General features: G+C 67.4%; 28 protein-coding genes. 7 read left to right on the top strand and 21 right to left on the bottom strand.

From position 1 onward, the window contains the following. Nucleotides 1-129: 129 nt before the first annotated feature. The 3 genes from LLW23_RS12110 to LLW23_RS12100 form a co-directional block, all read right to left on the bottom strand. Complete coding sequence (locus LLW23_RS12110; protein ID WP_228945769.1) at nt 130-1,113, bottom strand: chlorophyllide a reductase iron protein subunit X; 984 nt, start codon at nt 1,111-1,113, stop codon at nt 130-132. Further along, nucleotides 1,110-2,036, bottom strand: a complete 927-nt coding sequence (gene bchC, locus LLW23_RS12105; protein WP_228945768.1) for a chlorophyll synthesis pathway protein BchC — start codon at nt 2,034-2,036, stop codon at nt 1,110-1,112. The genes LLW23_RS12110 and bchC overlap by 4 nt, the downstream gene beginning before the upstream one ends. Nucleotides 2,037-2,128: 92 nt before the next feature. Beyond that, nucleotides 2,129-3,193 carry an acetylserotonin O-methyltransferase gene (locus tag LLW23_RS12100; protein WP_228945767.1) on the bottom strand — a complete coding sequence of 355 codons (1,065 nt, stop codon included), beginning with the start codon at nt 3,191-3,193 and terminating at the stop codon, nt 2,129-2,131. Between the two features lie 122 nt (nt 3,194-3,315). Between LLW23_RS12100 and crtD the strand changes: the two genes are divergently transcribed. After that, the gene (crtD, locus tag LLW23_RS12095; protein ID WP_228945766.1) at nt 3,316-4,869 is read left to right on the top strand and encodes a 1-hydroxycarotenoid 3,4-desaturase CrtD; all 1,554 of its coding nucleotides are present in this window, start codon (nt 3,316-3,318) and stop codon (nt 4,867-4,869) included. Next, the gene (locus LLW23_RS12090) at nt 4,770-5,702 is read left to right on the top strand and encodes a hydratase (protein WP_333473766.1); all 933 of its coding nucleotides are present in this window, start codon (nt 4,770-4,772) and stop codon (nt 5,700-5,702) included. Before crtD ends, LLW23_RS12090 begins: the two co-directional genes overlap by 100 nt. On the opposite strand, the gene LLW23_RS12085 is transcribed toward LLW23_RS12090, so the two are convergent. The 4 genes from LLW23_RS12085 to LLW23_RS12070 are packed head-to-tail and all read right to left on the bottom strand — an operon-like array spanning nt 5,649 to nt 9,398. Beyond that, nucleotides 5,649-5,843, bottom strand: a complete 195-nt coding sequence (locus LLW23_RS12085) for a hypothetical protein (protein WP_228945765.1) — start codon at nt 5,841-5,843, stop codon at nt 5,649-5,651. The genes LLW23_RS12090 and LLW23_RS12085 overlap by 54 nt on opposite strands. Beyond that, nucleotides 5,840-6,718 (bottom strand): alpha/beta fold hydrolase BchO, encoded by an 879-nt coding sequence (bchO, locus tag LLW23_RS12080; protein ID WP_228945764.1) that lies wholly within the window; start codon nt 6,716-6,718, stop codon nt 5,840-5,842. Before bchO ends, LLW23_RS12085 begins: the two co-directional genes overlap by 4 nt. Next, nucleotides 6,715-8,436: a magnesium chelatase subunit D gene (locus tag LLW23_RS12075; RefSeq protein ID WP_228945763.1), complete on the bottom strand. Its 1,722-nt coding sequence runs from the start codon at nt 8,434-8,436 to the stop codon at nt 6,715-6,717. Before LLW23_RS12075 ends, bchO begins: the two co-directional genes overlap by 4 nt. Then, nucleotides 8,433-9,398 (bottom strand): ATP-binding protein, encoded by a 966-nt coding sequence (locus LLW23_RS12070; RefSeq protein ID WP_228945762.1) that lies wholly within the window; start codon nt 9,396-9,398, stop codon nt 8,433-8,435. The genes LLW23_RS12075 and LLW23_RS12070 overlap by 4 nt, the downstream gene beginning before the upstream one ends. A gap of 113 nt (nt 9,399-9,511) precedes the next feature. On the opposite strand from LLW23_RS12070, the gene LLW23_RS12065 reads away from it, so the two are divergent. Further along, nucleotides 9,512-9,919 carry a TspO/MBR family protein gene (locus LLW23_RS12065; RefSeq protein WP_408642045.1) on the top strand — a complete coding sequence of 136 codons (408 nt, stop codon included), beginning with the start codon at nt 9,512-9,514 and terminating at the stop codon, nt 9,917-9,919. Nucleotides 9,920-10,099: 180 nt separating this feature from the next. On the opposite strand, the gene LLW23_RS12060 is transcribed toward LLW23_RS12065, so the two are convergent. From LLW23_RS12060 to ccmC, 7 genes are read right to left on the bottom strand one after another with little or no spacing between them, the layout of a single operon-like run. Then, nucleotides 10,100-10,741 carry a tetratricopeptide repeat protein gene (locus LLW23_RS12060; RefSeq protein ID WP_228945760.1) on the bottom strand — a complete coding sequence of 214 codons (642 nt, stop codon included), beginning with the start codon at nt 10,739-10,741 and terminating at the stop codon, nt 10,100-10,102. Beyond that, nucleotides 10,741-11,148 (bottom strand): cytochrome c-type biogenesis protein, encoded by a 408-nt coding sequence (locus tag LLW23_RS12055; RefSeq protein WP_228945759.1) that lies wholly within the window; start codon nt 11,146-11,148, stop codon nt 10,741-10,743. The genes LLW23_RS12060 and LLW23_RS12055 overlap by 1 nt, the downstream gene beginning before the upstream one ends. Then, a complete protein-coding gene (locus LLW23_RS12050; protein ID WP_228945758.1) occupies nt 11,145-11,672 on the bottom strand; it encodes a DsbE family thiol:disulfide interchange protein in 528 nt (175 codons plus the stop codon). The genes LLW23_RS12055 and LLW23_RS12050 overlap by 4 nt, the downstream gene beginning before the upstream one ends. Next, nucleotides 11,669-13,594, bottom strand: coding sequence for a heme lyase CcmF/NrfE family subunit (locus LLW23_RS12045; RefSeq protein WP_228945757.1), 1,926 nt, complete (start codon nt 13,592-13,594; stop codon nt 11,669-11,671). The genes LLW23_RS12050 and LLW23_RS12045 overlap by 4 nt, the downstream gene beginning before the upstream one ends. A 55-nt stretch (nt 13,595-13,649) precedes the next feature. Then, nucleotides 13,650-14,084 carry a cytochrome c maturation protein CcmE gene (gene ccmE, locus LLW23_RS12040; protein ID WP_228945756.1) on the bottom strand — a complete coding sequence of 145 codons (435 nt, stop codon included), beginning with the start codon at nt 14,082-14,084 and terminating at the stop codon, nt 13,650-13,652. Beyond that, nucleotides 14,081-14,209 (bottom strand): hypothetical protein, encoded by a 129-nt coding sequence (locus tag LLW23_RS17545; protein WP_270049233.1) that lies wholly within the window; start codon nt 14,207-14,209, stop codon nt 14,081-14,083. The genes ccmE and LLW23_RS17545 overlap by 4 nt, the downstream gene beginning before the upstream one ends. Continuing rightward, on the bottom strand, nt 14,206-14,931 hold the full coding sequence (gene ccmC / locus LLW23_RS12035; RefSeq protein ID WP_228945755.1) for a heme ABC transporter permease CcmC: 726 nt from the start codon (nt 14,929-14,931) through the stop codon (nt 14,206-14,208). Before ccmC ends, LLW23_RS17545 begins: the two co-directional genes overlap by 4 nt. A gap of 176 nt (nt 14,932-15,107) precedes the next feature. Here ccmC and hemC point away from each other — a divergent pair, with 176 nt between their 5' ends. Together hemC and hemF are read left to right on the top strand one after the other, a co-directional pair. Beyond that, nucleotides 15,108-15,983, top strand: a complete 876-nt coding sequence (hemC, locus tag LLW23_RS12030) for a hydroxymethylbilane synthase (RefSeq protein WP_228945754.1) — start codon at nt 15,108-15,110, stop codon at nt 15,981-15,983. Beyond that, nucleotides 15,980-16,828: an oxygen-dependent coproporphyrinogen oxidase gene (gene hemF, locus LLW23_RS12025; protein ID WP_228945753.1), complete on the top strand. Its 849-nt coding sequence runs from the start codon at nt 15,980-15,982 to the stop codon at nt 16,826-16,828. Before hemC ends, hemF begins: the two co-directional genes overlap by 4 nt. A 56-nt stretch (nt 16,829-16,884) precedes the next feature. On the opposite strand, the gene LLW23_RS12020 is transcribed toward hemF, so the two are convergent. Next, nucleotides 16,885-17,115: a hypothetical protein gene (locus LLW23_RS12020; RefSeq protein WP_228945752.1), complete on the bottom strand. Its 231-nt coding sequence runs from the start codon at nt 17,113-17,115 to the stop codon at nt 16,885-16,887. Nucleotides 17,116-17,323: 208 nt separating this feature from the next. On the opposite strand from LLW23_RS12020, the gene LLW23_RS12015 reads away from it, so the two are divergent. Both LLW23_RS12015 and LLW23_RS12010 read left to right on the top strand, forming a co-directional pair. After that, nucleotides 17,324-18,286 carry an alpha/beta fold hydrolase gene (locus LLW23_RS12015; protein ID WP_228945751.1) on the top strand — a complete coding sequence of 321 codons (963 nt, stop codon included), beginning with the start codon at nt 17,324-17,326 and terminating at the stop codon, nt 18,284-18,286. Between the two features lie 100 nt (nt 18,287-18,386). Next, on the top strand, nt 18,387-18,689 hold the full coding sequence (locus LLW23_RS12010) for an alkylphosphonate utilization protein (protein ID WP_228945750.1): 303 nt from the start codon (nt 18,387-18,389) through the stop codon (nt 18,687-18,689). An 8-nt stretch (nt 18,690-18,697) separates the two neighbouring features. Here LLW23_RS12010 and LLW23_RS12005 read toward each other — a convergent pair whose 3' ends face one another. The 6 genes from LLW23_RS12005 to LLW23_RS11980 all read right to left on the bottom strand — a co-directional run bounded on the left by LLW23_RS12005 (nt 18,698) and on the right by LLW23_RS11980 (nt 24,485). Continuing rightward, complete coding sequence (locus LLW23_RS12005) at nt 18,698-19,000, bottom strand: YciI-like protein (protein WP_228945749.1); 303 nt, start codon at nt 18,998-19,000, stop codon at nt 18,698-18,700. A 79-nt stretch (nt 19,001-19,079) separates the two neighbouring features. Continuing rightward, entirely contained in the window at nt 19,080-19,865 is a 786-nt protein-coding gene (locus LLW23_RS12000; protein ID WP_228945748.1) for a thioesterase family protein, read from the bottom strand. A 66-nt stretch (nt 19,866-19,931) separates the two neighbouring features. Then, on the bottom strand, nt 19,932-21,176 hold the full coding sequence (locus tag LLW23_RS11995) for an acyl-CoA dehydrogenase family protein (protein WP_228945747.1): 1,245 nt from the start codon (nt 21,174-21,176) through the stop codon (nt 19,932-19,934). Nucleotides 21,177-21,275: 99 nt separating this feature from the next. Continuing rightward, nucleotides 21,276-22,115, bottom strand: coding sequence for a LysR family transcriptional regulator (locus LLW23_RS11990; RefSeq protein ID WP_228945746.1), 840 nt, complete (start codon nt 22,113-22,115; stop codon nt 21,276-21,278). A gap of 65 nt (nt 22,116-22,180) precedes the next feature. Then, nucleotides 22,181-22,822: a flavin reductase family protein gene (locus LLW23_RS11985; RefSeq protein ID WP_228945745.1), complete on the bottom strand. Its 642-nt coding sequence runs from the start codon at nt 22,820-22,822 to the stop codon at nt 22,181-22,183. Nucleotides 22,823-22,889: 67 nt separating this feature from the next. Further along, nucleotides 22,890-24,485: an alpha-N-arabinofuranosidase gene (locus tag LLW23_RS11980; protein ID WP_228945744.1), complete on the bottom strand. Its 1,596-nt coding sequence runs from the start codon at nt 24,483-24,485 to the stop codon at nt 22,890-22,892. Nucleotides 24,486-24,513 lie beyond the last annotated feature (28 nt).

The raw sequence follows: 24,513 nt of genomic DNA, 5'->3' as shown, positions 1-24,513 counted from the left end.
GATTTCGGATTTGCCCGCCTCGATCGCTGCCGTCCGGAGCGTTTCGCCCGACGAGCAGCCGCCTTCAGCTGCGGGCGCCGCCAGGTCGATCCGATCGCGATCGCGAGGAAGGGTGTCGATGGTCACCCGTCAGACCTCGTCGTACACGATTTCGAGGCTCGGCTTGGCGACATATTCCGCGCCGCGCATGTCGGCCTGGGTGGCTGGCCGCAGCGTGTAGTCTGCGCCGGTGATGTCGGCGCTGAACAGGTTCAGCAAGCCATCCTGATCGAGCGGAGTCGGCCGCAGCGGCGGTGCCTCCGCAACATTGACGGCGAGCTCCTCGAACAGCGACGCCCACTGGCCACCGGGCTTGCCGATGATCTGATAGTTCGCGCTCTTCTTGCGGATATCCTCGTTTGCGGGGATCGCGCAGAGCACCGGAATGCCGACGGCTTCGGCAAAGGCGTTGGCCTCGCCCGTCCCGTCGTCCTTGTTCAGGATCATCCCAGCGACGCCGACGTTTCCGCCCATCTTGCGGAAATATTCGACCGCCTTGCAGACGTTGTTCGCGACGTAGAGCGATTGCAGATCGTTCGACGCGACGACGATGACCTTCTGGCACATATCACGCGCGATCGGCAGGCCGAAGCCACCGCACACCACGTCACCCAGGAAATCGAGCAGGACGTAATCGAAGCCCCATTCGTGGAAGCCGAGCTTCTCGAGCGTCTCGAAGCCGTGGATGATGCCGCGGCCGCCGCAGCCGCGACCGACCTCGGGCCCGCCCAATTCCATCGCGAACACACCATCGCGCTGGAAGCAGACATCTCCGATGCTGATTTCTTCGCCAGCCAGCTTCTTCTTCGAGCTGGTTTCGATGATCGTTGGGGTCGATTTGCCGCCGAACAGCAGCGACGTCGTGTCGCTCTTCGGGTCACAACCGATCAGCAGAACGCGCTTGCCTTGCTGCGCCATCATGTAGCTGAGATTGGCTAGCGCGAACGACTTGCCGGACCCGCCCTTGCCGTAGATCGCGATGATCTGGGTTTCTTTGGTGATGGGCCCCGATGGCACGGGATCGGGTTCCCACGACGCTTCCTCGCGCAGTGGACCCGGATCGAGCATGCTCATATTTCTCTCCAGTCGAGAACCATCTTCAGACAGTCGGGGTCGGTGAACGCCTGCGGATAAGCATCGACGGCTTCGGCGGCGGGGCGCACATGGCTGATCAACCCGTCGAGTTCGAGCACACCGATATCGAGGAGCTCGATCACCGCAGCGATGTCCGCCGGCGTGAACTCTGCGGCGATGCGCACCCGCGCCTCGCGCATGAAAGCGGCCGGGAACGCGAAAGATAGGCGATCGTAGAAGCCCGCCAGCACCACTTCGCCACCTTTGGCGAGCCGGGCGAAGGCTATGTCGAGAACGTCCGGTGCGCCGCTCGCGTCGCAGATCGCGGCATAGTTGCGGCGTTCGTCGGCGGCGGGATCGATAACTGGATAGCCGAAGCCATCGCGCCGGGCGGGATTGGTTTCCCATACCGCGGGGGCGTCACCGCCGGTCGCGATCGCGATCCGTGCGATCAATCGCCCGAGGATGCCGTGCCCGATCACCAGATCGGGCACACCGCCAGCAGCGATTGCGTGATGGGCGGTCGCAGCGAGCGCGATCAGAATGCCGTCGCGCCCTAGTGACTCGCGGATCGGGATTGCACGGGCCTGGGGCAAGTTGACGTAGCGAGACGTGCCACCGAACAGGCCGCGGGCGTCGCGATAACAATCGGCGCCGGGCACGAACACCCATTCGCCGATCCGGCCACGCGCATCGGCGCCGGCATCGACGATCCGGCCGATCGATTCGTATCCGGGAACCAGCGGGTAACCCATGCCGGGGAAGTTCGGCATCCGACCGGTCCACAGCAGTTTCTCGGTTCCCGAGGAAACACCGCTCCAGTCGATCTCGACCCGGACATCGCTGGCAGCCATCGGAGACAGCGTCAGCGTGCGCAGTGCGAGGCGTTCAGGCGCCTCCAATATGACTGCGACCGCATCCATGCGCTCGTCCTCTCTAGCGGCGGGTCGGAATAGGCCCCCTTCGCATCTGTATTAGTATCTGGACGGTTTGGGTTGTCAACTTGTTTGGACACTTATGTCCGCGATGCGACGATCGCGCTGGCGGTGAGCGGCATCGCCGTGTGGAGATGACGGGGCCGGGAGAAGCCGGCTTCGCGCAGCATTGCGGAAATCTCTTCGCGGCTGCGCGGCCGACCTGAGCCCATCGCCAACAGGTAAAAGCCGAAATAGGCATCCCCCACCGATTCGGCCCCCGGCGTCTGCGCCATCGGCTCGGCAATGAACAACGTACCGCCGTGCGGAAGCGCGGTGTGGATATTGCGGAGCAAGGCCATGGCGGGGCCATCGTCATGATCGTGTAGGACACGAATCAGCGAGATGATGTCGTAGCCGCGCGGCAAAGAATCGCGGAGGAAGTCACCACCATGCGCGGTCGTTCGTTCGCCCAGGCCGGCCGAGTCGAACCGCGTCCGGGCACGCTCCGCGACGGCCGGCAGGTCGAACAGCCCAAGCTCCAGCTTGGGAACGCGCGCGCCGACCGCCGTCAGGAAGGCCCCCTCCCCGCCGCCAACGTCGAGCAGTTTACGATGTTTATCAAAAGGGTAGGCGTCGATTGCCTGAGTCGCGACCATCGGCTGCGACGCTGCCATCAGTGCCGAATAGGCGGCTACCGCAGTGGCATCTCCCGTGCCGGAAGCCTCTGCATAGTGCCATAGGCCTGACAGCGCGCCGCCCCCTCCCCCACGCCGCAGCAGCGCCAGCGGATCGGCTAAGTCGGCGTAGAGCAGGCGGTGATGCGCGACCATCTCCCCGATGCCGCGGTTACCCCGGAGCGACGCGCCGCCGCTGCCCAGCATCCAGTGCTCGCCAACCGCCTCGACCAGATCCAGCGCCGCAGCCCCGCGCAGCAGCCGCTCGGCGCCTGCGACCGGCAGATCGATGCGCTTGGCGATTGCGGCAGTATCCTGCGGCCCCTCGGCTAGTACGTCGAACAGCCCGGAATCGATGCAGGCGGCCAGGATCTGTGAGTAGGTGAACCCGGCGACCAGATCGAACAGCGCTCCGGCGCGGCGGCGGGCGAGCGGGCGGGTGAGCGGGAAGCGCGTGACCCATTTGTGAAAGCGGGGCGATGCAAGCACACTGTTGCGCCATCCGATCCAACGGTGTCGCCAACCGAAATCTTTGGTATTGGACGAAACCATGTGTCTACTTTTCTGGACACGTGGTAGCCTACTGTCAATCGGCAGGAGGATGCGGCGCGATGCCGGGCGAAGTTGTGGTTGTGATCGGGGGGGGGGTCGGCGGGCTGGTCAGCGCCGCGCTTCTCGCCGCGCGTGGCTGCGATGTCACTTTGGTCGAGGCAGCGGCGGGGCCAGGCGGCAAGTTGCGCGCGGTGATGGTGGACGGCGAGCCGATCGATGGCGGCCCGACCGTGTTCACCATGCGCGGCGTGTTCGACGAGATCTTCGCGGCCTGCGGCGGCGCGCTCGACGATGACCTGACGATGCGGCCCGCAGCGACGCTGGCCCGCCACGCCTGGGGTGAAGCGCGACTTGATCTGTTTGCCGACCCGGCCGCGAGCGAGGCGGCGATCGGCGACTTCGCCGGTGCGGGCGAGGCGGAGGGTTATCGCAGGTTTCGTGCCGAGGCGCGGCGGCTGTTCGACGCGCTCGACCGCCCCTTCCTGCGCGATACCAAAACCGATCCGATCACGCTCGGCTGGCGGATGGGTGCGCGAGGGTTGCCCGACTATCTGAACCTAAGGGCCTATAGCTCGCTGTGGCGGGCGCTTGGCGGCTACTTCCGTGACCCGCGATTGCAGCAATTGTTCGGCCGCTATGCCACCTATAGCGGCTCGTCGCCGTTCGCCTGCCCCGCCACGTTGATGCTGATCGCGCATGTCGAGGCGAGCGGCATATGGCTGATCGACGGCGGGATGCACCGGCTGGCGCTGGCGATCGAGGCGCTCGGGCGCCGTAACGGCGTGCGGTTTCGGTACGAAGCGCCGGTGCGCGAGATCCTGGTCGAGCGCGGCCGCGCGGCGGGCGTAATGCTGGCGAGCGGCGAGCGGCTGGCGGCGAGCGCGGTCGTCTGCAACGCCGATCCCGCGGCGATCGGGGCGGGGGCGTTCGGGCCGGCGGTACAGCGCGCGGTGTCGCCGATGCCGCCACGCCGCCGCTCGCTCAGCGCGATGGTGTGGACCGCGCAAACGAAGACGGCGGGCTTTCCGCTCAGCCGCCACAACGTATTCTTCTCAGAGGACTATCCAGCGGAGTTCGCGGCGCTCGCCGCGGGCCGCCTGGCCGCCGCGCCCAGCGTCTACGTCTGTGCGCAGGATCGTGACGACCATGGCCACACGTCGGTGGGCCATGAGCGGCTTCAGATCATCGTCAATGCGCCCGCCAATGGTTACGGCGCCCCCCCTACCGAAGCGGAGATCGACACATGCAGACGGCAGATGCTGGACAGCGTTTCGCGGGCGGGACTTTCGCTCGATCTGGCGCCGTCGACGGTGCTGACGACGCCGCACGACTTCGCGGCGATGTTTCCCTCGACGGGTGGAGCCCTTTATGGACCGGCCTCGCACGGGTGGGCGGCCTCCTTCCGCCGGCAGGGAAGCCGGACCGCGATCCCTGGGCTCTATTGCACGGGCGGGAGCACGCACCCCGGCGCGGGCGTCCCGATGGCCGCGCTTTCCGGCCGACTAGCCGCCGCATGCCTGCTCAAGGACCGCGCTTCGACGTCGCGGTCCAGCCCAACGGCTATGCCTGGTGGTATATCGACGCGACGAGCGAGGACGGCGCCCACGGGCTGACGATCATCGCTTTCGTCGGCAGCGTCTTTTCGCCCTATTACAAGCTGAGCGGTCGCCAGCGGCCCGACAATCACTGCGCGATCAACGTTTCGCTCAGCGGACCGCGCGCCAACGCCTGGGCAATGACCGAACGCCCATCGACGCGAGTCGATCGCGGTCGCGATCATTTCGCGGTCGGGCCGAGCAGCATGCGCTGGGACGGCGATACGCTGGTGATCGATATCGACGAGATTTCGGCGCCGCTGCCCTATCGCGTGCGCGGCACCGTGCGCGTGAGCCCCGAGATGATCGGCACGACCGCCTTCATGCTCGATCCGGCCGGCGCGCACCGCTGGCACCCCGTGGCGCCGCGCGCGCGAGTCGAGGTGCAGATGGAGCGTCCCGGCGTCCGCTGGTCGGGGGATGGATATTTCGACTCGAACTTCGGCGATGAGCCGCTGGAGGCGGGGTTCAACGACTGGCATTGGTCGCGTGCGCATCTGAAGAATGACGTCGCGGTGCTGTATGAGGGACAACGGCGCGATGGCACGCCGTTCGATCTCGCGCTGAAGTTCGATCGCCAGGGTCGCTGGCATGATGTCGTTCAGCCCGCCGCTGCGGCGCTGCCGCGGACCGGCTGGCTAATCAAGCGCGCGACGCGGGCCGATGCCGGCCATGCCCCGCGCGTCATCAAGACGTGGATCGACGCGCCCTTCTATGCCCGCACGGCGCTGGCGACTCGAATGTTCGGCGAGGACGTCCAGGCGGTGCACGAAAGCCTGTCGCTCGGCCGCTTCCGGTCACCGATCGTCCAGTCGATGCTCCCCTACCGGATGCCCCGCGCCTTCTGGTGATTCGGACTCGAGCGATTTGGCCTTGGCGAGCTTGTCGCGCGCGATTTCGCGATTCACCGACACGAGCTGCCAGATGCCGAAGGCAAGCGCGGGGACGCCGGCGATCGCCATGTCCAGCATGCTGAAGTAACTGCTGTTCATACCCTTTCTCCTGCGAATTGCCGGATGAGCGCGGCCACTTGTTCGGGCTGCTCCTCGTGCGCGAGGTGGCCCAATCCCGCGAGCGGCGTTACGCGCGCACCCGGAATCATCCCCGCAGCCTCGGTTGCATTGCGCAGCGGGATGGCAGCATCGGCGCTGCCGTGGATGAGTAGCGGCGGCGGCACGAGGCGTGGCAGATCGCGCGCGAGCGCAGCCAGATCCCAATCCGCCATCATTGCGAGCGCTCCCGCGCAATGCGCCGGGCTGGCCAACAGCGTCGCGTAACAGCGCACCCCTTCGGCATCGACCCGCGAGCCCGTCGCGCGCGCCAGGAACCGCGCGGTTTCACCCGACGTTCGCGCCAGCCGCGCGAAGATGTGCGGCGCGAAGGGGTTGACGAACAGCATCCGCGCGAGCGTCGGGAACAGCTTGGCGGCCAACCCCGGAAACGGCAGCAGCGCCGCGGAGAGTCCCACGATTGCATCGGGTTTAGCCAAGCCGTCCAAAGCCATACGCGCTGCGATTGCCGCGCCAGCCGAATGCCCGACGATGATATGTGGCGCCAAATCAAGCACCTGCATCAGCTCACCCACCGCGCGCGCCATGGCGGGCATCGCGAGCCCTCCCGCCGGGCGCCCGGCCGTGAAGCCGTGGCCGGGCAGGTCCGGCGCCACGACGGTGAAGTCCGCTGCCAGCAGTGGCGCCAGCGCGCGCCAGCTGTGCGTGGCGGCGCCCGTGCCGTGGAGCAGGAGCAGCACGGGGCCGGCACCCATGACCTGGACATGCCAGCGCAACCGGCCAGCATCAACGAAGCGGCTATGCGCGTGGTTGGGCCAGTCACGGCCCTCCACCGCCCAGCGCGGGGCGGCGCTCACTGTCGCTGCGCCGCGCTGACGGCAGCGTGCATCGCCGCTGCATCGGCGCGTGGCAGTGGCAAGTATCGGGCGCGCATTGCAGCCGCTAGCGCTGCGCCTTCAGGGCGAGGACGTGCTGAAATATCGACGAAGGCGGCGGCGATGCCCGCTGCGCCGATCGCCTTGGCTGCAGCGGTCGCATCGGCCTCGGCCACGCTGCGTACCGTGCTGCCGTCGGCGGCGATATTGGCGCGGCCGTCGGTGAGCACGACGACGAACGGCGTGCGCCCGCGTGCGCGCGATGCCTCCGCCAGCTCGCGCGCCGCATTCAGCCCCGCCGCGAGCGGTGTGCCGCCGCCGCCTGGGAGCTCGGCAAGCGACCGCCGCGCGCGCGCCAAAGACCGGGTCGGCGGCAGCAGGAGTTCGGCAGTTCGGCCGCGGAACGCCACGAGCGCCACCTGCGCGCGCTTCACATAGGCCTCGGCGAGCAGCAACTCGACTGCGCCCTTCGCCTCGGCGAGTCGCGCGAGCGCGGACGATCCCGAGGCGTCGACGGCAAAGATTGTAACGGCTTCCGCGCGAGTCTCGAAGCGGCGGATGCGCAGGTCGTCGCGGCGGACCTGGATCCGGCCGTCTCCGCCGCGCAGCTTCTGCCACGGGGCGGCGGCGCGCAGCGTGTCGATCAGGCTTAGTCGCAGGCCGCCGCCGGGGACGCCGGCGCGGGCACCCATCGGACGGCCGCGGGCGCTGGACTTGCGGCGCTCGCCGGCGCCGCTGGCGCCGCTGGCCTTGCGGCCGCGGCCAGCGGCCAGGCGGGCGAGCATGTCCTTGGGCAGCGCCGCAAGTACCGCTTCGAGCACGACATCGTCGAGCTGGCCGGTGTCGACAGTTTCGTCATCTCCCGGGGTATTTTCGGGGGGTGGCGAGTCATTCCGACTCTCGGATTCCGCCTCTGGCGGGGGCAATTGCGTCGCGCGCGGGGCCAGGACGACGCGCGCGGCAAAAACCAGATCTTCGTTTGCGATCGATTCCCGGCCGTTGAGGTTCGCGGAGGCGCGTGCGGCGCGCAAAGCGAACATCGGCGCGCGGATCGAATCGATGCCGAGCACAGCGGCGGTGGCGGTGAGCGCTTCGAGGATTTCCGGAGTCGGGATTGCGCCGCGAGCGTGACGGTCGACGGCCGGAGCTGCGATGTCGGCGGCTGACGGCGCGCGGGCGCCGGACAGGTCGATCCAGAACGCCAGCCGTTCGGCCAGCGCGGCCGGAGGGCGCTCGTCGGGCTCTTCGCCATCGTCGAGCGCGACGGTGACGAAGCGGGCGGCGCCGCGCAGCGCCGCGCCGTCGCGCTCCACCACCACCTCTCCGGTGTCGAGCACTGCGGCGAGGCGCCCGGCGAGCGCATCGCTCATCCGCTCGGCCATCGGGACCACCACCGCACCGCCATCGGCTTCGACGAGCAGCCCGGTCCGCGTCACCGACCGGCCGAGCGCCAGCGTCGATGTGAGATCGATCCCGCCGAGCAGTCGATCATCGTCGATATGCGCGGGGATTCGCCGCACCGGGGCGCCGGCGGGGAGCGCCGCCCGCAAGGCATCGACCACGAGGTCACGCAAGCTGTCGCCGCCCCGCAGGATCAGGCCGCCGAGGCCGGGATCGATCGCACACAAGCGCGCCGCGATCAGCGCATCGTGCAGGGGATCGTTCGGGACTTCGGGCGGCGAATCGCCCGATCCGCTCACGCCGCCATATCCTCCAGCGCGCGCTCGATCCGTGCCGACGAGCCGGTTTCGTCGAGCACGTTGCGGCGCAGGCGGTGGCGCAGCGCCATCGGCGCCACGGCGGCGACGTGATCGGTCGTCGCGGCCGTCGTGCCTTCGAGCGCCGCCAGCGCCCGCGCCGCACGCATCAGCGTCAGTTCGCCCCGCAGCCCGTCGGCGCCGACCGCCATGCACAGTCGCGAGGCGAAGTTCAGCACCGGATCGGGCACGACGACACCCGCAAGCGCCGCGCGCCCGCGCGCGATCAGCTTGAGCGTCTTGCGTTCGGCCTTCGCCCAGGATTCGACGAACGCGCCCGGCTCACGCTCGAAGGCGTCGCAGCGCTTGAGGATCTCGACGCGCTGCTTGATATCCTGCGGCGTGCGGACCTCGACCGACAGCCCGAAGCGGTCGAGCAACTGCGGCCGCAATTCGCCTTCCTCCGGGTTGCCGCTGCCGATCAGGACGAAGCGCGCCGCGTGCCGTACGCTCAGCCCCTCGCGCTCGACGACATTCTCGCCCGAGGCGGCGACGTCGAGCAGCAGATCGACGATATGATCCTCGAGCAAATTCACTTCGTCGATGTACAGGAACCCGCCGTTCGCGCGCGCAAGCAGCCCCGGCTCGAACGCCTTGATGCCAGCGCCGAGCGCGCGTTCAAGATCGAGCGCGCCGACGACGCGGTCTTCCGTCGCGCCAAGCGGCAGATCGACGAACGGCACGGGCACGTTGCCCTTGCAGGGAGTACCATCCTGATAGCCAGCAGTGCTCGCCGGAATCGGCGGCAGCAGCGCCGCAAGCGCGCGGACGGCAGTGGATTTGCCAGTGCCGCGATCGCCGAACACCATGACGCCGCCGATCCGGGCGTCGACCGCCGCCATCAACAAGGCTTGCTTCATCTCGTCTTGGCCGACGATTGCGGAAAAGGGAAAGGACAGTTTCACGCGATCCGTGTACCATGCGTTGGACACTCCACAAGCCGGACGACGCCTTGCCCTCCACACCGACGATCATTGCGGTAGCGGTCGCCATCTTCCTTGGCGCCTTTGGCGGGCTGATGACGCCGATCGGATCGTGGTATGCCGAGTTGCGCAAGCCATCGCTGCAACCGCCGAACTGGCTGTTCGGCCCGGCTTGGACGATCATCCTCGGGCTGGCGGCGTGGTCGGCAATCATCGCGTGGAATGCCGCGCCCGATGCGGCGGCGCGGACGAGCGTGGTGATCCTGTTCGGGACCAATGCCGTTGCCCACGCGCTGTGGAGCCCGTTGTTCTTCCGCCTTCGCAGGCCCGACTGGGCGCTGATCGAGGTCGTCTTCCTGTGGGGCTCGCTGGTCGCGCTGGTTATCGGGTTGTGGCCGATCTCGCAGAAGGCGAGCCTGTTGATCGTGCCGTATCTGCTGTGGGTGAGTTTTGCGGCGTGGCTAAACTGGGCGATCGTTCGGCTTAATCGGCCGTTTGCTTAAGGGGGTTTGGCCGCATCGTTCAGGGCGTGTGCTTCGAGACGGCATTTCGCCAAGCTCAATGCCTCCTCAGCACGAACGGGTGAAGTTCTTCGTCATTCCCGCGAAGGCGGGAATCTATAATCACTGAACTGGAATATGGATTCCCGCCTGCGCGGGAATGACGGACACCACCGTCGCCTTCTACGGCTTGCGGCCTTCGCCGGCGATCATCGCCTGGAAATCGTCGATCACGACCAGCCGCTCGGCGATGTCGACGCGGTAGGCCGCGTCGCGGGGGGCGAGCGCCAGCGCGCGCAGCCAGGCGACCTTTGCCGCGGGGAGATCGCCCGACTGGACCAAAGCGAGGCCAAGGAAGAACGGCGGCCCCGGATCGCGCGGCGCGATCTGCCACGCGCGCTGGAAGGCGAAGCGCGCCGCCGGCGACATTTGCCCGGCGTCGTGTGCGGTCAATGCGCTGCCGAGTCCCGTCCACAGCGCGACATCGCGCGGGTTGCGCCGGGTCGCCTCGAGCAGCCTTGCCACCGCGGACGCCGAATTGCCCTGTCGCAGATCGGCATCGGCCTGCGCCAGCGTCGCCCGGCTTTGGGCTGTTCCGGGCAGAATCATCGAGCGGAAGGCGACCATGCCGGGATCGACCTCGATCGCGCGCGTCTTGGCCGTGACCGGATGGCCTGGCAGCGCCGCGCGTTGCTGCACCGCATAGCCGGCCGCGCCGATCGCCAGCGCGATGACGACGAACCGGCCATAGCCGCGCGGCAGCCCGATCAGGCGGAGGACGGCAAAGGCGACCAATCCGATGATCGCAGCAGTAATCCACCCCATCAGCGACGCTTCCGCTTGAAGCTGCGCGCGGCGATGAGCCCCCCGATCGCCAGCAGGAGCAGCGGGGCGATCCACAGCGGGGCGGTGACGGGGCTGAGCGGCGGATCGTAAGTGACGTAATCGCCATAGCTGCGGATCAGCCCCTGCCGCACGCTCGCCGAGCTTTCGCCAGTGGCGATGCGGCTGCGCACCAAGGCGCGCATGTCGGCGGCCATTTCGGCATCGCTGTCGGCGATCGACTGGCCCTGGCAGACGAGGCAGCGCAGCGTTTCCATCAGCGCGCGCGCCTCGGCCTCCTTGGCGGGATCGGCGATCTGGGTGTTGGCGTAGCGCGCCGGCGGCAGGTTCGACTGGGCAAGTGCAGGCCCGGCCAGCAGCAGCATGAGAAGGCTCGCGAGCAGCTTCATCGCGCGTTCCTGACCGCGGCGATGATTCGCGGCACGTCGGCATTCTCGATCGCGCCGACATGCTGCAGGACGATGCGACCTTTGCCGTCGATCACGAAGCTTTCGGGCACGCCGGACGATCCGAGCGCGAGCTGGACCTGCGAATTGGGATCCCCACCGACGCGGGCGAAGGGATCGCCGTTACGTTGGAGAAAGGCGCGGATCGCTAGATCGGTATCGCGGATCGCGATCGCGTCGATCGGGACGCCGGCCTGCTTCAGCGCCATCAGCTGCGGCGCCTCTGCGATGCAGGGCACGCACCAGCTGGCGAATACGTTGAGCAGGCGCGGCTCACCGCGATTGAAATCCTGCGTCGTCAGCCCGGGTTTGCCCGGCACCATCGGCGGCAGCGCGAAACTGGGCAGTGGCTGGCCGATCAGCGCGGAGCGCACGACGCGGTCGGCGGGGCGGAACAGGCCATTCGCGACGACGCCGAGCAAGGCGACGAAGGCCAGCAGCGGCAGCCAGAGCAACGGCCGCTTCATATCGCCAGCGCGACTTGTGGCGCACGGCGCCGCTCGCGCTGCATCCGGCCGATCAGCGACACCATGCCGCCAAGTGCGATCAGCACGCCGCCGAACCAGATCAGCGTCACGAAGGGCTTCCACCACAAGCGGATCTGCCACCGCCCGGCGGAATCCTGCTGGCCGAGCACGGTGTAAAGCTGGCCATCGAGCCGGGTGGAGATCGCCGATTCGCTGGTCACCATCGTCGGATTGGCGAAGAAGCGCGATTGCGGGCGCAGCTGAGTCACCAAGCGATCACCACGCCGGACGCTCAACTGCGCTTCGAGCGCCGACCAGTTCGCGCCGGCGGCGGGCATGACGCGATCGAGCGTGACGCTGAACGGGCCAACCGACTGCGGCTCGCCGATCCGTGCCGCAACGAGCGTTTCGCGGGTGAAAGCGCTGTCGGAGGCCATGCCGGCGAGGCTGACCGCAATGCCGAGATGCGCGATCACCATACCCCAGATCGTCAATGGCGTGCGCGCGAGATTACGCCCCCACAGCGGTGCGGCGCTTGCCACTGCGACACCGGCGGCGAGGATCAGCCCGAGCAGCGGGAGCACGCCGATGCCGGGCGCCAGCAGCAGCATCGCGACCAGCGCGAGACCGACCACGGCGGTTGGAATGGCCACGCGGCGCAACGCATCCGGCAAGGTATCGCGGCGCCAGCGCAGCACGGGACCGATCGCCATGGCGGCGACGAGCACCAAAGCGATCGGGCCTGCGGCCTTGTTGAAGAACGGCGGGCCGACCGACAGCTGCACCCCGAACGATGCCGCGACGATCGGATAGAGCGTGCCGATCAGCACCACGCCGAGGATGACGGTGAGCAACAGATTGTTGAGCACCAGCGCGCCTTCGCGGCTGACCGCTTCGAACGCCGTGCCGGCGCGCACCGTGCCGATGCGCAAGCCGAACAGCGCCAGTGCGCCGCCGATGTAGATCACCAGCAATGCCAGAATGAAGGCGCCGCGCTCGGGATCGACTGCGAAGGCGTGGACGCTGGTCAGGATGCCCGAGCGCACGAGGAAGGTGCCAAGCATCGACATGCTGAATGCGACGACCGCCAGCATCACCGTCCAGGCGCGCAGACCGTCACGTGTCGCCAGCACCGTTACCGAATGGAGCAAGGCGGTCGCGGCGAGCCACGGCATCAGCGAGGCGTTCTCGACTGGATCCCAGAACCACCAGCCGCCCCAGCCGAGCTCGTAATAGGCCCAATAGCTGCCGGCGGTGATGCCGAGCGTCAGGAATATCCATGCCGCCAGCACCCAGGGCCGCATCGCGCGCGCGAAGGCCGGGCCGACATCGCGCGTGATCATCGCGCCGACCGCGAAGCTGAACGCGATCGAGATGCCGACATAGCCGAAATACAAGGTCGGCGGATGAAACGCGAGGCCGGGATCCTGCAGCAGCGGGTTCAAGCCGTTGCCGTCGGCGGGCGCCGGATCGACCCGCGCGAACGGGTTCGAGGCGAACAGCAGGAAGGCGTAGAAGCCCAAGGCGATCGCCGCCTGCGCGCCGAGCGTCGCCATCAGCGTCTGCTTGATCAGGCGCTTCTCGAACAGCGCGACCGCGCCGCCCGACAGGCCAAGCACGGTGACCCACAGCAGCATCGAGCCTTCGTGATTGCCCCAGGAGCCGGCGAATTTGTATAGCCAAGGCTTGGCCGAATGGCTGTTTTCCGCGACCAGCCGCACGCTCATGTCGGACTGCAGGAACAGCACGATCAGAAGCGCCATCGCCAGCCCGGCGAGCAGCCCCTGGACGATGGCGACCTTGCGCACCGCCTCGAGGATTTCAGGTTCGTCGCGCGCGATGCCGAGCGCCGCCAGCACCGCTTGCAGCAGCGCGAGCACGCCCGCGAACCAGATGGCGGCAAGCCCGGCTTCAGCTAGCAATCGAGCACCCTCGCTCGCCGGGCGCGCGCCGGCGTTGTGACCGTGACCAGATCGCTCATTGGTTGACCGTGGCGACCTTCTGCATCTTGCCGGCGACTTGCGGCGGCATGTAGCGCTCGTCGTGCTTGGCGAGGATCGTATCGGCGACGAACGCGCCACCCGCGACGACGCGGCCCTCGGCGACCATCCCTGAGCCCTCGCGGAACAGATCGGGCAGGATGCCGCGGTACGCGACCGGGGTGGTCGCGACATTGTCGGTAACAAGGAAACTGGTGGTGACGCCGTCGGGCAGCTTCTTGACCGACCCCATCGCCACCATGCCGCCGAGCCGGATCGCGGTGCCCGGCGCGACATCGGCCTTGGCGAGATCGCTCGGCGCGTAGAAGAACGCCGCCTGATCCTTCATCGCGGACATCGCGAGTAGCGCGGCGCCGATGACCGCGGCGACCGCCAGCAGCACGAGCGTTAAGCGTTGGTGCTTGGCGGTCATCGGCGTGTGGCCTTGTCAGCGGCGGCCTCGGCGCGGCGCATCGCGAGGAAGGCAGCCAGCGCGACGGCGCCGCTCGCGCCCAGCGTCAGCACATAGGCCGCGGTGATGAAGGGCCAGGCGTTCATACCGCCGCCATCCGGCGCATCCGCGCCTCGACGCGCGAGACGGCAAGCAGGGCGCGCATCCGCATCAGGACGATGCTCGCGAAGAAGAAGGTGAAACCGGCCAGCGTCCACCACAGCGGCCAGAGCAGCGCGGCATCGATGCTCGATCCCGACAGCGTGATGCTCGGCCCTTGGTGTAGCGTGTTCCACCAGACGACCGAGTAGCGGATCACCGGCAGCAGCACGCTTCCGGCGATGCCGAACAGCGCCGGGATGCGGCCATCGCCACCGCGCTCGGCATCGGCGCGGGCTAGGCCCATGTAGCCGAGATAGACGAAGAACAGCAGCAGCATCGAGGTGAGCCGGCCATCCCATTGCCACCATGTGCCCCAGGTCGGCCGCCCCCAGATCGCGCCGGTCGCAAGGCACAGCCCGGCGAACAATGCGCCCGGCGCGGCGATCGCGCGCGCGGCGATGTTCGACAGCGGATGCCGCCAGACGAGATACATCACGCTCGAGATCGCGATGCCGGTCCAGCCACCAGTGCCGAGCCAGGCGGTGGGCACGTGAATGTAGAGGATCCGCACGCTTTCGCCCTGCAGATAATCCGCCGGCGTCTGCGTCAGCCCGGCCCATACCCCAATTGCGATCAGCACCGCACCCGCCCAGAACAGCAGCGGGGTCAACGGACGCGTCACCTTGAGAAATCGGGCCGGATTGGCGAGAGCGTGAAGGCTAGGCACGGCCCTAACATAGGCGGGATCACCCGTAGAAGCCAAGCCCGACCGACGGGGAATCTGTCCACATTGTTTGACAGCTTCTGTGCCAGACCATACCCCGGCATCGAAGGTGGGGAGAGCTGATTGGTGCCGCGTGATCTTCGGGTAGCTTTGCCGCGCCGCAATATGGCGGCACATTCATGACCCTCATTCGTCTCGGAACGCGCGGCTCGCCGCTCGCCCTCGTCCAGGCGGGAATGGTGCGCGATGCCTTGATCGCGGGCCATGGCGTCGACGTCGAGATCGTCATCATCAAGACGACGGGCGACGTGGTGCAGGATCGGCCGCTCGCCGAGATCGGCGGCAAGGCGCTGTGGACGAAGGAGCTCGATCGCGCGCTGCTGGGCGGCGAGATCGATTGCGCGGTGCATTCGATGAAGGATGTCGAGACGATCCGTCCGGCCGCGATCACCATCGCCGCGATGCTGCCGCGCGAAGACGTGCGCGATCGGCTGATCGGCGCGGCCTCGATCGCCGACCTGCCCGTCGGCGCGACGATCGGCACGAGTTCGCCACGACGCCGCGCGCAGCTGCTGCGGATGCGGCCGGACCTGAAGGTCGTGATGTTCCGCGGCAACGTCGATACCCGGCTTGCCAAGCTGGCGGCGGGTGAAGCCGATGCCACGCTGCTGGCGGCGGCGGGGCTCGCAAGGCTTGGCCGTCCGGACGTCGGCACCGCGATCGAGCTCGACGTGATGCTTCCGGCGCCGGCGCAGGGCGCGGTGGGGATCGAAGCGCGAACTGATGATGGCGCCACGCGCGCGCTGCTCGAAATCCTCGACCATCCGCCGACGCATCGCTGCGTGCTGGCGGAACGGGCGTTGCTCGCCGCGCTGCAGGCCGGCTGTCACTCGCCCGTCGCTGCGCTCGCGAGCGACGACGGCATGATCCGCGCCGAATTGTTCGCCGAGGACGGTAGCGCGCATGTCTCCGGCTGGGGTAACGACCCCGCCATGCTCGCGCGCGATCTGCTCGCGCGCGCACCCGACACGATCAGAGAGTTGTTCGCCGCATGACCACGCTGACCCTCGATGCCGAACAAGCCGCCGCACGCCAGTGGTTCGAGCATCTGCGCGACCTGATCTGCGCCGAGTTCGTGAGCATCGAGCGCGAGAACGGCTCGGACGCGGACTTCACCTATACGCCGTGGGACCGCATCGACCCGTCGGGCGAGCCCGGTGGCGGCGGCGTGCGTGGGGTGATGAAGGGCAAGGTGTTCGAGAAGGTCGGAGTGAACGTCTCGACCGTCGGGGGCACGTTCGAGGGCGATTTCGCCAAGTCGATCCACGGTGCGGGGGAGAATCCCGGCTTCTTCGCCACCGGCATCAGCCTGGTCGCACACATGGCCAATCCGCAGGTGCCGGCGGTCCACATGAATTGCCGCTTCCTGGTGACCACCAAGCGCTGGTTCGGCGGCGGGGCGGACCTCAATCCGCCGCTGCCGCGCGACGAGGATACCGCGGATTTTCACGCGACGCTGCAGGCCGCCTGCGATCGCTACGATCCGGAATATTACCCGCGCTATCGCCAGTGGGCGGACGAGTATTTTTATATCCCTCATCGCCAAGTTCATCGCGGGGTCGGTGGCATCTTCTACGATCATCTCGAAGGCGATTTCGCGACCAATTTCGCGTTTACGCAGGATGTCGGTCGGGCATTTCTCGACGCTTACCCACGTATCGTGCGCCGCCGCATGGCCGCGCCGTTCACCGATGCCGATGTCGCCCAGATGCTGGCGTGGCGTGGCCGCTACGCCGAGTTCAACCTGGCCTACGATCGTGGCACGTCGTTCGGCCTGAAGACCGGCGGCAACATCGACGCGATCCTGATGAGCCTGCCGCCAGTCGCAACTTGGGCATGACGCCAAAGCCTTCTATCTTCAACTGAGCACCTGCGGCCGCAAAGGCCGCTCAGCCATTAGCTGCGCCGCGAATGATCCGGCGCCTTCTTACCCGCGTCGAGATCGGCGCCGACGTTGCGCTCCTGACGGCCGTCCATCGAGTGGCGATTGGATCGTTTCCGCATGAAGTAGAGCAGTGCTGCGATCAATATTACGACACCGACAACCAAGGTGCCGAGGTTCAACGAGGATAATAGGTCGTTTCGGCCCATGACATTAACTCTCTGTAATTCGGTAAGACCTTCCAACTCTCCTCCTGCTGGTCAGTTCCGCGCCGCGCGCAGGCCAAGTCCTAACATAGGGTTTGTTCTTGGTTGATCCGGGCAGATATCTCGCGTTTCGCGAGGTAACTTGCCAATTATTAGCTTTGATTGGGTTTGTCCGGACCCATCGATGCATCTTTTTTGTTGAACATTGCGAACCCGAGACCGCCCTGACCCGGGCCAGGAGACGCACATGAGCAGCACCAACACCGTCCTGACCGGCAGAAACGGCCTGTACGCGGCAGGCGCGGCACTCGCGGCGCTGGCGTTCAATCAGGTGTCCAGCAGACGGGCCGAGCACCGCTACCCGCCCGTCGGCCGCATCCTGGACGTCGATGGCGTCGCGGTTCACGTGCTCGAACGCGGCAGCGGCGATCCCGTCGTGCTGATCCATGGCAGCGGATCGCTGATCCAGGATTTCATGACGAGCGGGCTGGTCGACCGACTCGCCGAGTCGCGGCGCGTGATCGTGTTCGATCGCCCCGGCTATGGTTATAGCGCGCGTCCACGGGGCACGGTCTGGACGCCCGAGCGCCAGGCCGCGCTGCTGGTTGCCGCGTGCGCACAAATCGGGGTCGAGCGACCGGTGGTGATGGGGCATAGCTGGGGCACGCTCGTGGCGCTCGCCTGGGCGCTCGATCATCCCGAAAAGCTGTCGCGGCTCGTGCTGGCCTCGGGCTATTTCTTCCCGACCATGCGCCCCGATGCGGTGCCGACGACGATCGCGGGCATGCCGATCATCGGCGATCTGATCTCCCATACGATCGCGCCGATTCAGACCCGGCTGACGGGGCCGTTCGGGAACCGGATGGTCTTTTCGCCTGCCCGTCCGCCCCAGCGGTTCCTCGATTACATGCCGTTCGGCCTGATATTGCGCCCGCAACAGCTTCGCGCGACCGCAGCAGACAGCGGCCAAATGCCGGCCGCCGCCGCCCGGCTCGCCAAGCGCTATGGTGAGCTAAAACTACCGGTGACGATCCTGTGGGGCGAAGGCGACAAGCTGGTGGACCAGTCGATCCAATCAGCGCGGTTGCTTCGCGAGCTCAGCCAAGCGGTTGGCCTGGAGATCGCGGGCGGCGGGCACATGATCCATCATGTCCGGCCGGATCTGGTCACGAACGCCATCCTTGCGCCGGGATTGCCGGTACCAGCGTGAGACCGTCGTTGGCTTGAGGCCCGCCTCGGCTTTGGTCGCGTGATCGCTCGCATTGCGGTACGACATGCCGCGCACGCTTTCGGAGGCGCCAGGAGACGGCATGCCCGACGACGATTATGTCTATGACGAGAACAGCGGCGAATGGGTTCAAGCTACCGCGCTGACGGCTACGGACCCGCTTGCCGGACCGGTGGAGGTGCGAGATGCGGTCGGCAACCTGCTGGCGGACGGAGACCAAGTCACGCTCGTGAAAGATCTTGCCGTCAAGGGCGCCGGCCAGACGCTGAAGCGCGGGACGCTCATCAAGTCGATCCGGCTGACGGGCGACCCGCAGGAGATCGACTGCCGTTACGAGGGCGTCAAGGGCCTCGTGCTGCGCGCAGAGTTCGTCCGCAAGCGATAGTGGCGCGTCTATTCTGACGGGCGAACGGGCGTAGCCGCTTCTGCGCCCACCACGGTCGCCCATGGCGCCACCCGCCAACTGAAGACCAGCCCTTCGCGAACGTAAGGGTCGGCGTTGGCGAACGCCGTGGCACTTTCGGCATCCCGGAACAGGAGAAGCGCGGACTCGATCGGATCCCCGACCGCGCCGCCGAGGATCAACGCCCCCTCGTCGGCCGCGCGCCAGGCGAGCGCGAGATGCTCGTCCCGGAACCGTGGCCGGTCCGCGAGGTATTGCGGCGACAATTCGTACTGGAGAAGGAAGTGGCTCATCGCGGCCTTGCTGTTGGAGGGGCGCAGGTTCCGGTGAACGGCGACGCGCCGACCTGCAGGAGCCTGGTCGCGTCGCGCGTTAGCGCCGCTCGACCAGGAGCGACTGCACCGCGCGGCCGAACCAGCCGCGCGAGTCGCCGAGGCGAGTCATTGCCAGTCCAGCGCCATCGTCGCCGAGCCACGTCTCCGCATCGGAGAAGAGCCACTCGCCCACCGGCGCGCGTGCGAAGCTGACGGTGAGGTCGGCGTTGAGGAACGTCCAAGCGTCGAACGGCAGCATCGGCGCGATGCCGTTCGAGAAATCCGCCACCGCCATCGCGCGCGTCACCGGGGTTTGCGGCTCGCCGGCGATCAGCGCGCGGTGCTGGCGGAACCACATCTTGCCGGGGCCCAATTCGCCGAATCCGCCGCGGATGCGCCGCATGTCGAAGTTCGCGCCGAAATTGACGCTGTCGGGGAAGCCACGCTTAAATCGCGTGTCGGGCGCCACATCGTCGGGCGAGCCCGGCCCGCCTTCGATGGCGGCGCCCTCCGGCAGCGGCTCGTCCGCGATCCGCACGCGCAGCACGTTCCCGCGCGTCACTTCCTTGCCAGCGTGGAGGAGCCGCACCTGGACGAGCTGGATCTTGCGCCCGTCGCGGATCACCTCGGTCTCCACCTCAAGCCGATCGACCGGGACCGGGCGCAACAGCTCCACCGTCACGCGCGCGACGCGCATCGGCGATGCGGTCGGCACTTGCTCCGCCGCCCAGGCGACCAGCGCGGAGGGCGCGCCGCCGTGCTGGAGCTCGGGATGCCACGGCCCGGCGGCGTAGCGGCTCGCCACGAACGCCGCGCCGTCGCGGGTGAAGATGGCTTCGGTCATTCAGGCTTCCCCAAGCAAGGCGTCAGGCTCTGGCCTTATCGCCCGTCGCCCCGCCGGGCCAAGCGCTCAGTGCAGGGCAAGTTCGTTGCGGCCGACCACCATGTGGTGCACCTCGTCGGGCCCGTCCGCGAACCGCAGGTGGCGGACGTCGGCATACAGCTCGGCGAGCGGCGTCCATTTCGAGATGCCGGTCGCGCCGTGGATCTGGATCGCCTGGTCGATGATCTGGCAGGTCTTCTCGGGCACCATCGCCTTGACCATGCTGACCCAGACGCGGGCCTCGCGGTTGCCGAGCACGTCCATCGCCTTGGCTGCCTTCAGCACCATCAGCCGCATCGCTTCGATCTCGATCCGCGCGCGGCTGACGAGTTCGAGGTTCTTGCCCAGCATGATCAGCGAGCGGCCGAACGCCTCGCGCGAATTGCCGCGCTTCACCATCAGGTCGAGCGCGACTTCGGCCTTGCCGATCGTGCGCATGCAATGGTGGATGCGCCCCGGCCCGAGGCGGACCTGCGAGATCTCGAAGCCGCGCCCTTCACCCAGCAGGATGTTCTCCTTGGGCACGCGAACATTCTCGAAGCGGATGTGCATGTGCCCGCGGGGCGCGTGATCGGCGCCGAAGACGTGCATCGGCCCGAGGATATTCACGCCCGGGGCGTCGATCGGCACCAGGATCTGCGATTGCTGCTGCGACGAGGGCGCGTCGGGGTTGGTCTGCACCATCGTGATCATCACCTTGCAGCGCGGGTCGCCCGCGCCCGAAATGTAATATTTCTCGCCGTTGATGACCCATTCGTCACCCTCGAGCCGCGCCTGGCAGCGCACGTTCTTGGCGTCGGACGAGGCGACGTCCGGCTCGGTCATCGCATAGGCCGAGCGGATCTCGCCGGCGAGCAGCGGCTCGAGCCACTGCTTCTTCTGTTCGGGGGTGCCGACGCGCTCGAGCACTTCCATGTTGCCGGTGTCGGGCGCCGAGCAGTTCAGCGCTTCGGACGCGAGCGGCGACTTGCCGAGCTCGGCGGCGATATAGGCATAGTCGAGGTTCGACAGCCCCTCGCCCGTATCGGCGTTGGGCAGGAAGAAATTCCACAGGCCCGCGGCCTTAGCCTTGTCCTTCGCGCCCTGCAGAAGTTCGAGCTGACCAGGGCCGAACGCCCAGCGATCGGCGCGGCCCTCGCCTAGCCGCTGATATTCCTCGGTGATCGGATCGACATGGTCGTGGATGAAGCGCTTCACCGCATCGAACAGCGGGCGCGCACCTTCCGACATACGCAGATCGTCGAGTTCGGGGATCGTGAAGATGTTCGACATGCCAGGCACCTTGAAGATGGAGTTGGCGCGATCTTATCGCGCATCCGGCCATCTGAGTAATGCTGATCTGCGATCGGCCGCATGAACGCGGTGCATGGGCTAGTCGGGCGCGAACTGCGCGAGAACCAGCCCACGCAACCACGCATTGCCCGGATCGCGCTCCGCCGCGGGATGCCACAGCAGTTGCAGCGGGCGCTGCGCGATCGCGAAGGGCAGCGGCACGATCTGATTGTCCGCGGTCGACAGCAGCGCCTCGGCATGGGTGCCGAGCAACGTCAGCAGCATGTCCGACTGCGCGACGATCTGCCACGCCGACCAGATGTTCTGGCAGCGGATCGCCACCCGCCGCGTCCGGTCCATCGCGGCGAGCGCTTCGTCCTCCAGCCCCGGGCCCGACGATCGGGGCGAGGCCTGCACATGGTCGGCGGCGAGATACGCTTCGAGGTCAATCCCGCCCGCCACCTTGGGGTGGCCGCGCCGCGCCGCGATCACCATCGTGTCGCTCTGCACCGGTACTGCGCGCAGCCCGGCGGTCGCGTCGCTCGGCACGTCGATCGCGAGATCCAGCTCACCACGCGCCAGCGCGCCGGCGACTTCGCTGCGGCGAAAGTTGACGCTCGCCAGCGTCACGCCCGGCGCGGCGCGGACGGCGCGTGCAACGATGCCGGCGAACACCCGCGCCTCGTTCGCCTGGCGCAGGCCGATGCGAAAGCCGCGCGTCGCGGTGGCGGGGTCGAAGCGCGCCGCGGCGACCAGCGCCTGCTCCACCCCCTGCAGCGCGTCGCGCACCGGATCGATAATCGACCGGGCGAGTGCGGTCGGCACGATCGCATTGCCGGCACGCACGAACAATTCGTCGTCGAACGCCACGCGCAGCCGGGCGAGCGCGTGGCTGATCGCGGACTGCGACAAATGCAGGTGCCGCGCCGCCGCGGTCACCCCGCCATGCGTGTAGATCGCCTCGAACGTGCCGAGCAGATTGAGGTCGATGCGGCTGATCGGCCTTATCGCGCTTCTCCATCAATCCGTGCCGGGTCGTATGCCGGCCGCGTCATCGTGAACGTGTCGGTGTTGCGCAGGTACGTGCCGGTGCCGTGCATCCGCCCGATCAGCTTCATCGCCGCGGTATCGACGTGCAACTTCTCGGGATCGGCGATGAATTCGTCGCGGATATGCGTAACCAGCACCTCGCCGACTGCGATCACCTGCCGCGGCCCGATCTCCAGCAACTCGCGCTTGACGCATTCGAAGCTTACCGGCGCTGTGGCGATCAGCGGGGGCGATACGCGCTCGGCGGGTGTCGTGGCGATCCCGGCGTAATCGATCTCGCTGACGTCACGTGGCGCATCGACGCACGACAGGTTCATCGTCTCGGCATCATGCTCGCTCACGAGGTTGACGACGAACTCGCCGGCTTCGATGATGTTGGTCGCGGTATCCTTGTTTGCGCCGGTGCCGTCCTTGAGCAACCCGAGCACGAGCAGCGGCGGATCGTCCCCCATTGCGTTGAAGAAGCTGTACGGCGCGGCATTCACCACGCCGTTGCGCCCACGTGTCGTGACCCAGGCGATCGGCCGCGGCGTGACGGTGGAGACGAGCAGCTTGTAGCGGTGCCGCGGCGGCAGATCGGACATAACGAATTTCATGCGGTCCGCCGTCCCACCAAATGCGCGCGGAGGGAAGTCCGCGCGGCATCGCCGCCGCCGGGGCGCATTATTCGGGCTTGTCGCCATCCAGCGCCAGCATGACGACCGATTTGGGCGGCAGCGTCACCGTCAGCCGGCCTGCGTCGATCCGTGCATCGGTGAAGGCGGCGGGCGCGACGGTGTTCGGCGCGTCGAACGCATTCAGCGCGTTCATTGCGGGCGCAGTCAGCAGTTGGCCAACGACACGCGTCGCCGCGATGCCGTTCAGCGTCACCGTCAGTGGCGTCGCGCGGTTGGGATCGAGATTGGCGAGGCCGACATGCACCCGCCCGTCCTTGCCGCGCACCGCCGAGGCGCTGACCGCGGGCATAGTGTACTGATCCTTGTTGTACCACGGCGAGGCGACCTCGATCGGCAGCACGGTGCCGTCCATGTACGGCCGGTACATCGCGAAGACGTGGTAGGTCGGCGTCAGCACCATCTTCGATCCGTCAGTGAGGATCATCGCCTGGAGGACATCGACCATCTGGGCAATCGCCGTCATCTTCACGCGATCGGCGTGACGCGCGAAGATGTTGAGATTGATCGCGGCGACCATCGCATCGCGCAATGTGTTCTGCTGACGCAGGAAACCGGGATTGGTGCCCGGATCGCCGGCGTACCACGTGCCCCATTCGTCGACCGCCAGCCACACGCGCTTGGCCGGATCGTATTTGTCCATCGCCGCGGTATGCTGCGTGATGAGATCGTCCATCCGCAGCGTTGCGGCCAAGGTTTGCGCCCAGCCAGTCTCGTCGAACACCGTCGCCGACGCGCGCGGCGGCCAGCCGCCGGGGACGGTGTAATAATGCAGCGACAGCGCGTCGAGCTGGCCGCCAGCGATGCGCATCATCGTATCGGTGAAGGCGACGTCGTCGCTGTTCGCGCCGCTGGCGATCTTCAGGATGCGCGTGTTGGCGGGGGCCTTGATGAAGGTCGAATAGCGTCGCGTGACATCGGCGGCATATTCGGCGCGCATGTTGCCGCCGCAGCCCCATAGCTCGTTGCCGATGCCGAAATACGGCAGCGCCCACGGTGACTTGCGTCCGTTCTTGGCGCGCAGATCGGCGAGGGTGCCGGCGGGGGCGGTGATATATTCCACCCATTCCGCCATTTCCTGCGGCGTGCCGTTGCCGACATTGCCCGAGATATAGGGCTCGGCGCCGAGCTGATCGATCAGCTCCATGAATTCGTGGGTGCCGACGGTGTTGGGTTCGGTCACCCCGCCCCAGTTCGTGTTGACCTTGACCGGGCGAGTGCCACGCGGGCCGATGCCTTCGCGCCAGTGATATTCGTCGGCGAAACAGCCGCCGGGCCAGCGCACGACGGGCACGCCCAGTCGCTTCAGCGCCCCAACCACGTCGTTGCGGAAACCGCGCGTGTTGGGGATCTTCGACGACGGGCCGACCCACAGCCCGCCATAGACGCCGGTGCCGAGGTGTTCGGCGAACTGCGTGAAGATGCGACGATCGTACGTCGGACCAGGCTTGCCGCCGTCGATCTTGATCGTCGCCTCGCGCGGCGGCTCGGATGGTGCAGGGGCGGTTTGGGCGTTGGCGAGGGTCGCGCCGAACAGCAAGATCACCGCGGCCGTCCGCCGCACCGCCAGCGCCACATCAATCATTGCCCGTCTCCCCCAAAACCTTGTTTTT

It is taken from the genome of Sphingomonas radiodurans, from assembly GCF_020866845.1.
Classification (GTDB): domain Bacteria; phylum Pseudomonadota; class Alphaproteobacteria; order Sphingomonadales; family Sphingomonadaceae; genus Sphingomonas; species Sphingomonas radiodurans.
The sequence above is the reverse complement of the archived record's forward strand: the minus strand, read 5'-3'. Positions and strand labels throughout refer to the sequence as shown.

Coding starts and splice junctions, on each gene's coding strand:
- LLW23_RS12090 (WP_333473766.1), top strand. CDS start 4,770: ATGCCTGCTCAAGGACCGCGCTTCGACGTCGCGGTCCAGCCCAACGGC.
- LLW23_RS12000 (WP_228945748.1), bottom strand. CDS start 19,865: ATGACCGAAGCCATCTTCACCCGCGACGGCGCGGCGTTCGTGGCGAGC.
- LLW23_RS12015 (WP_228945751.1), top strand. CDS start 17,324: ATGAGCAGCACCAACACCGTCCTGACCGGCAGAAACGGCCTGTACGCG.
- ccmE (WP_228945756.1), bottom strand. CDS start 14,084: ATGACCGCCAAGCACCAACGCTTAACGCTCGTGCTGCTGGCGGTCGCC.
- LLW23_RS12085 (WP_228945765.1), bottom strand. CDS start 5,843: ATGAACAGCAGTTACTTCAGCATGCTGGACATGGCGATCGCCGGCGTC.
- LLW23_RS12060 (WP_228945760.1), bottom strand. CDS start 10,741: ATGGGGTGGATTACTGCTGCGATCATCGGATTGGTCGCCTTTGCCGTC.
- LLW23_RS12110 (WP_228945769.1), bottom strand. CDS start 1,113: ATGAGCATGCTCGATCCGGGTCCACTGCGCGAGGAAGCGTCGTGGGAA.
- LLW23_RS11995 (WP_228945747.1), bottom strand. CDS start 21,176: ATGTCGAACATCTTCACGATCCCCGAACTCGACGATCTGCGTATGTCG.
- bchC (WP_228945768.1), bottom strand. CDS start 2,036: ATGGATGCGGTCGCAGTCATATTGGAGGCGCCTGAACGCCTCGCACTG.
- LLW23_RS11980 (WP_228945744.1), bottom strand. CDS start 24,485: ATGATTGATGTGGCGCTGGCGGTGCGGCGGACGGCCGCGGTGATCTTG.
- LLW23_RS12005 (WP_228945749.1), bottom strand. CDS start 19,000: ATGAGCCACTTCCTTCTCCAGTACGAATTGTCGCCGCAATACCTCGCG.
- LLW23_RS11985 (WP_228945745.1), bottom strand. CDS start 22,822: ATGAAATTCGTTATGTCCGATCTGCCGCCGCGGCACCGCTACAAGCTG.
- LLW23_RS17545 (WP_270049233.1), bottom strand. CDS start 14,209: ATGAACGCCTGGCCCTTCATCACCGCGGCCTATGTGCTGACGCTGGGC.
- LLW23_RS12055 (WP_228945759.1), bottom strand. CDS start 11,148: ATGAAGCTGCTCGCGAGCCTTCTCATGCTGCTGCTGGCCGGGCCTGCA.
- crtD (WP_228945766.1), top strand. CDS start 3,316: ATGCCGGGCGAAGTTGTGGTTGTGATCGGGGGGGGGGTCGGCGGGCTG.
- LLW23_RS12010 (WP_228945750.1), top strand. CDS start 18,387: ATGCCCGACGACGATTATGTCTATGACGAGAACAGCGGCGAATGGGTT.
- hemF (WP_228945753.1), top strand. CDS start 15,980: ATGACCACGCTGACCCTCGATGCCGAACAAGCCGCCGCACGCCAGTGG.
- LLW23_RS12050 (WP_228945758.1), bottom strand. CDS start 11,672: ATGAAGCGGCCGTTGCTCTGGCTGCCGCTGCTGGCCTTCGTCGCCTTG.
- LLW23_RS12065 (WP_408642045.1), top strand. CDS start 9,512: ATGACGCCGATCGGATCGTGGTATGCCGAGTTGCGCAAGCCATCGCTG.
- hemC (WP_228945754.1), top strand. CDS start 15,108: ATGACCCTCATTCGTCTCGGAACGCGCGGCTCGCCGCTCGCCCTCGTC.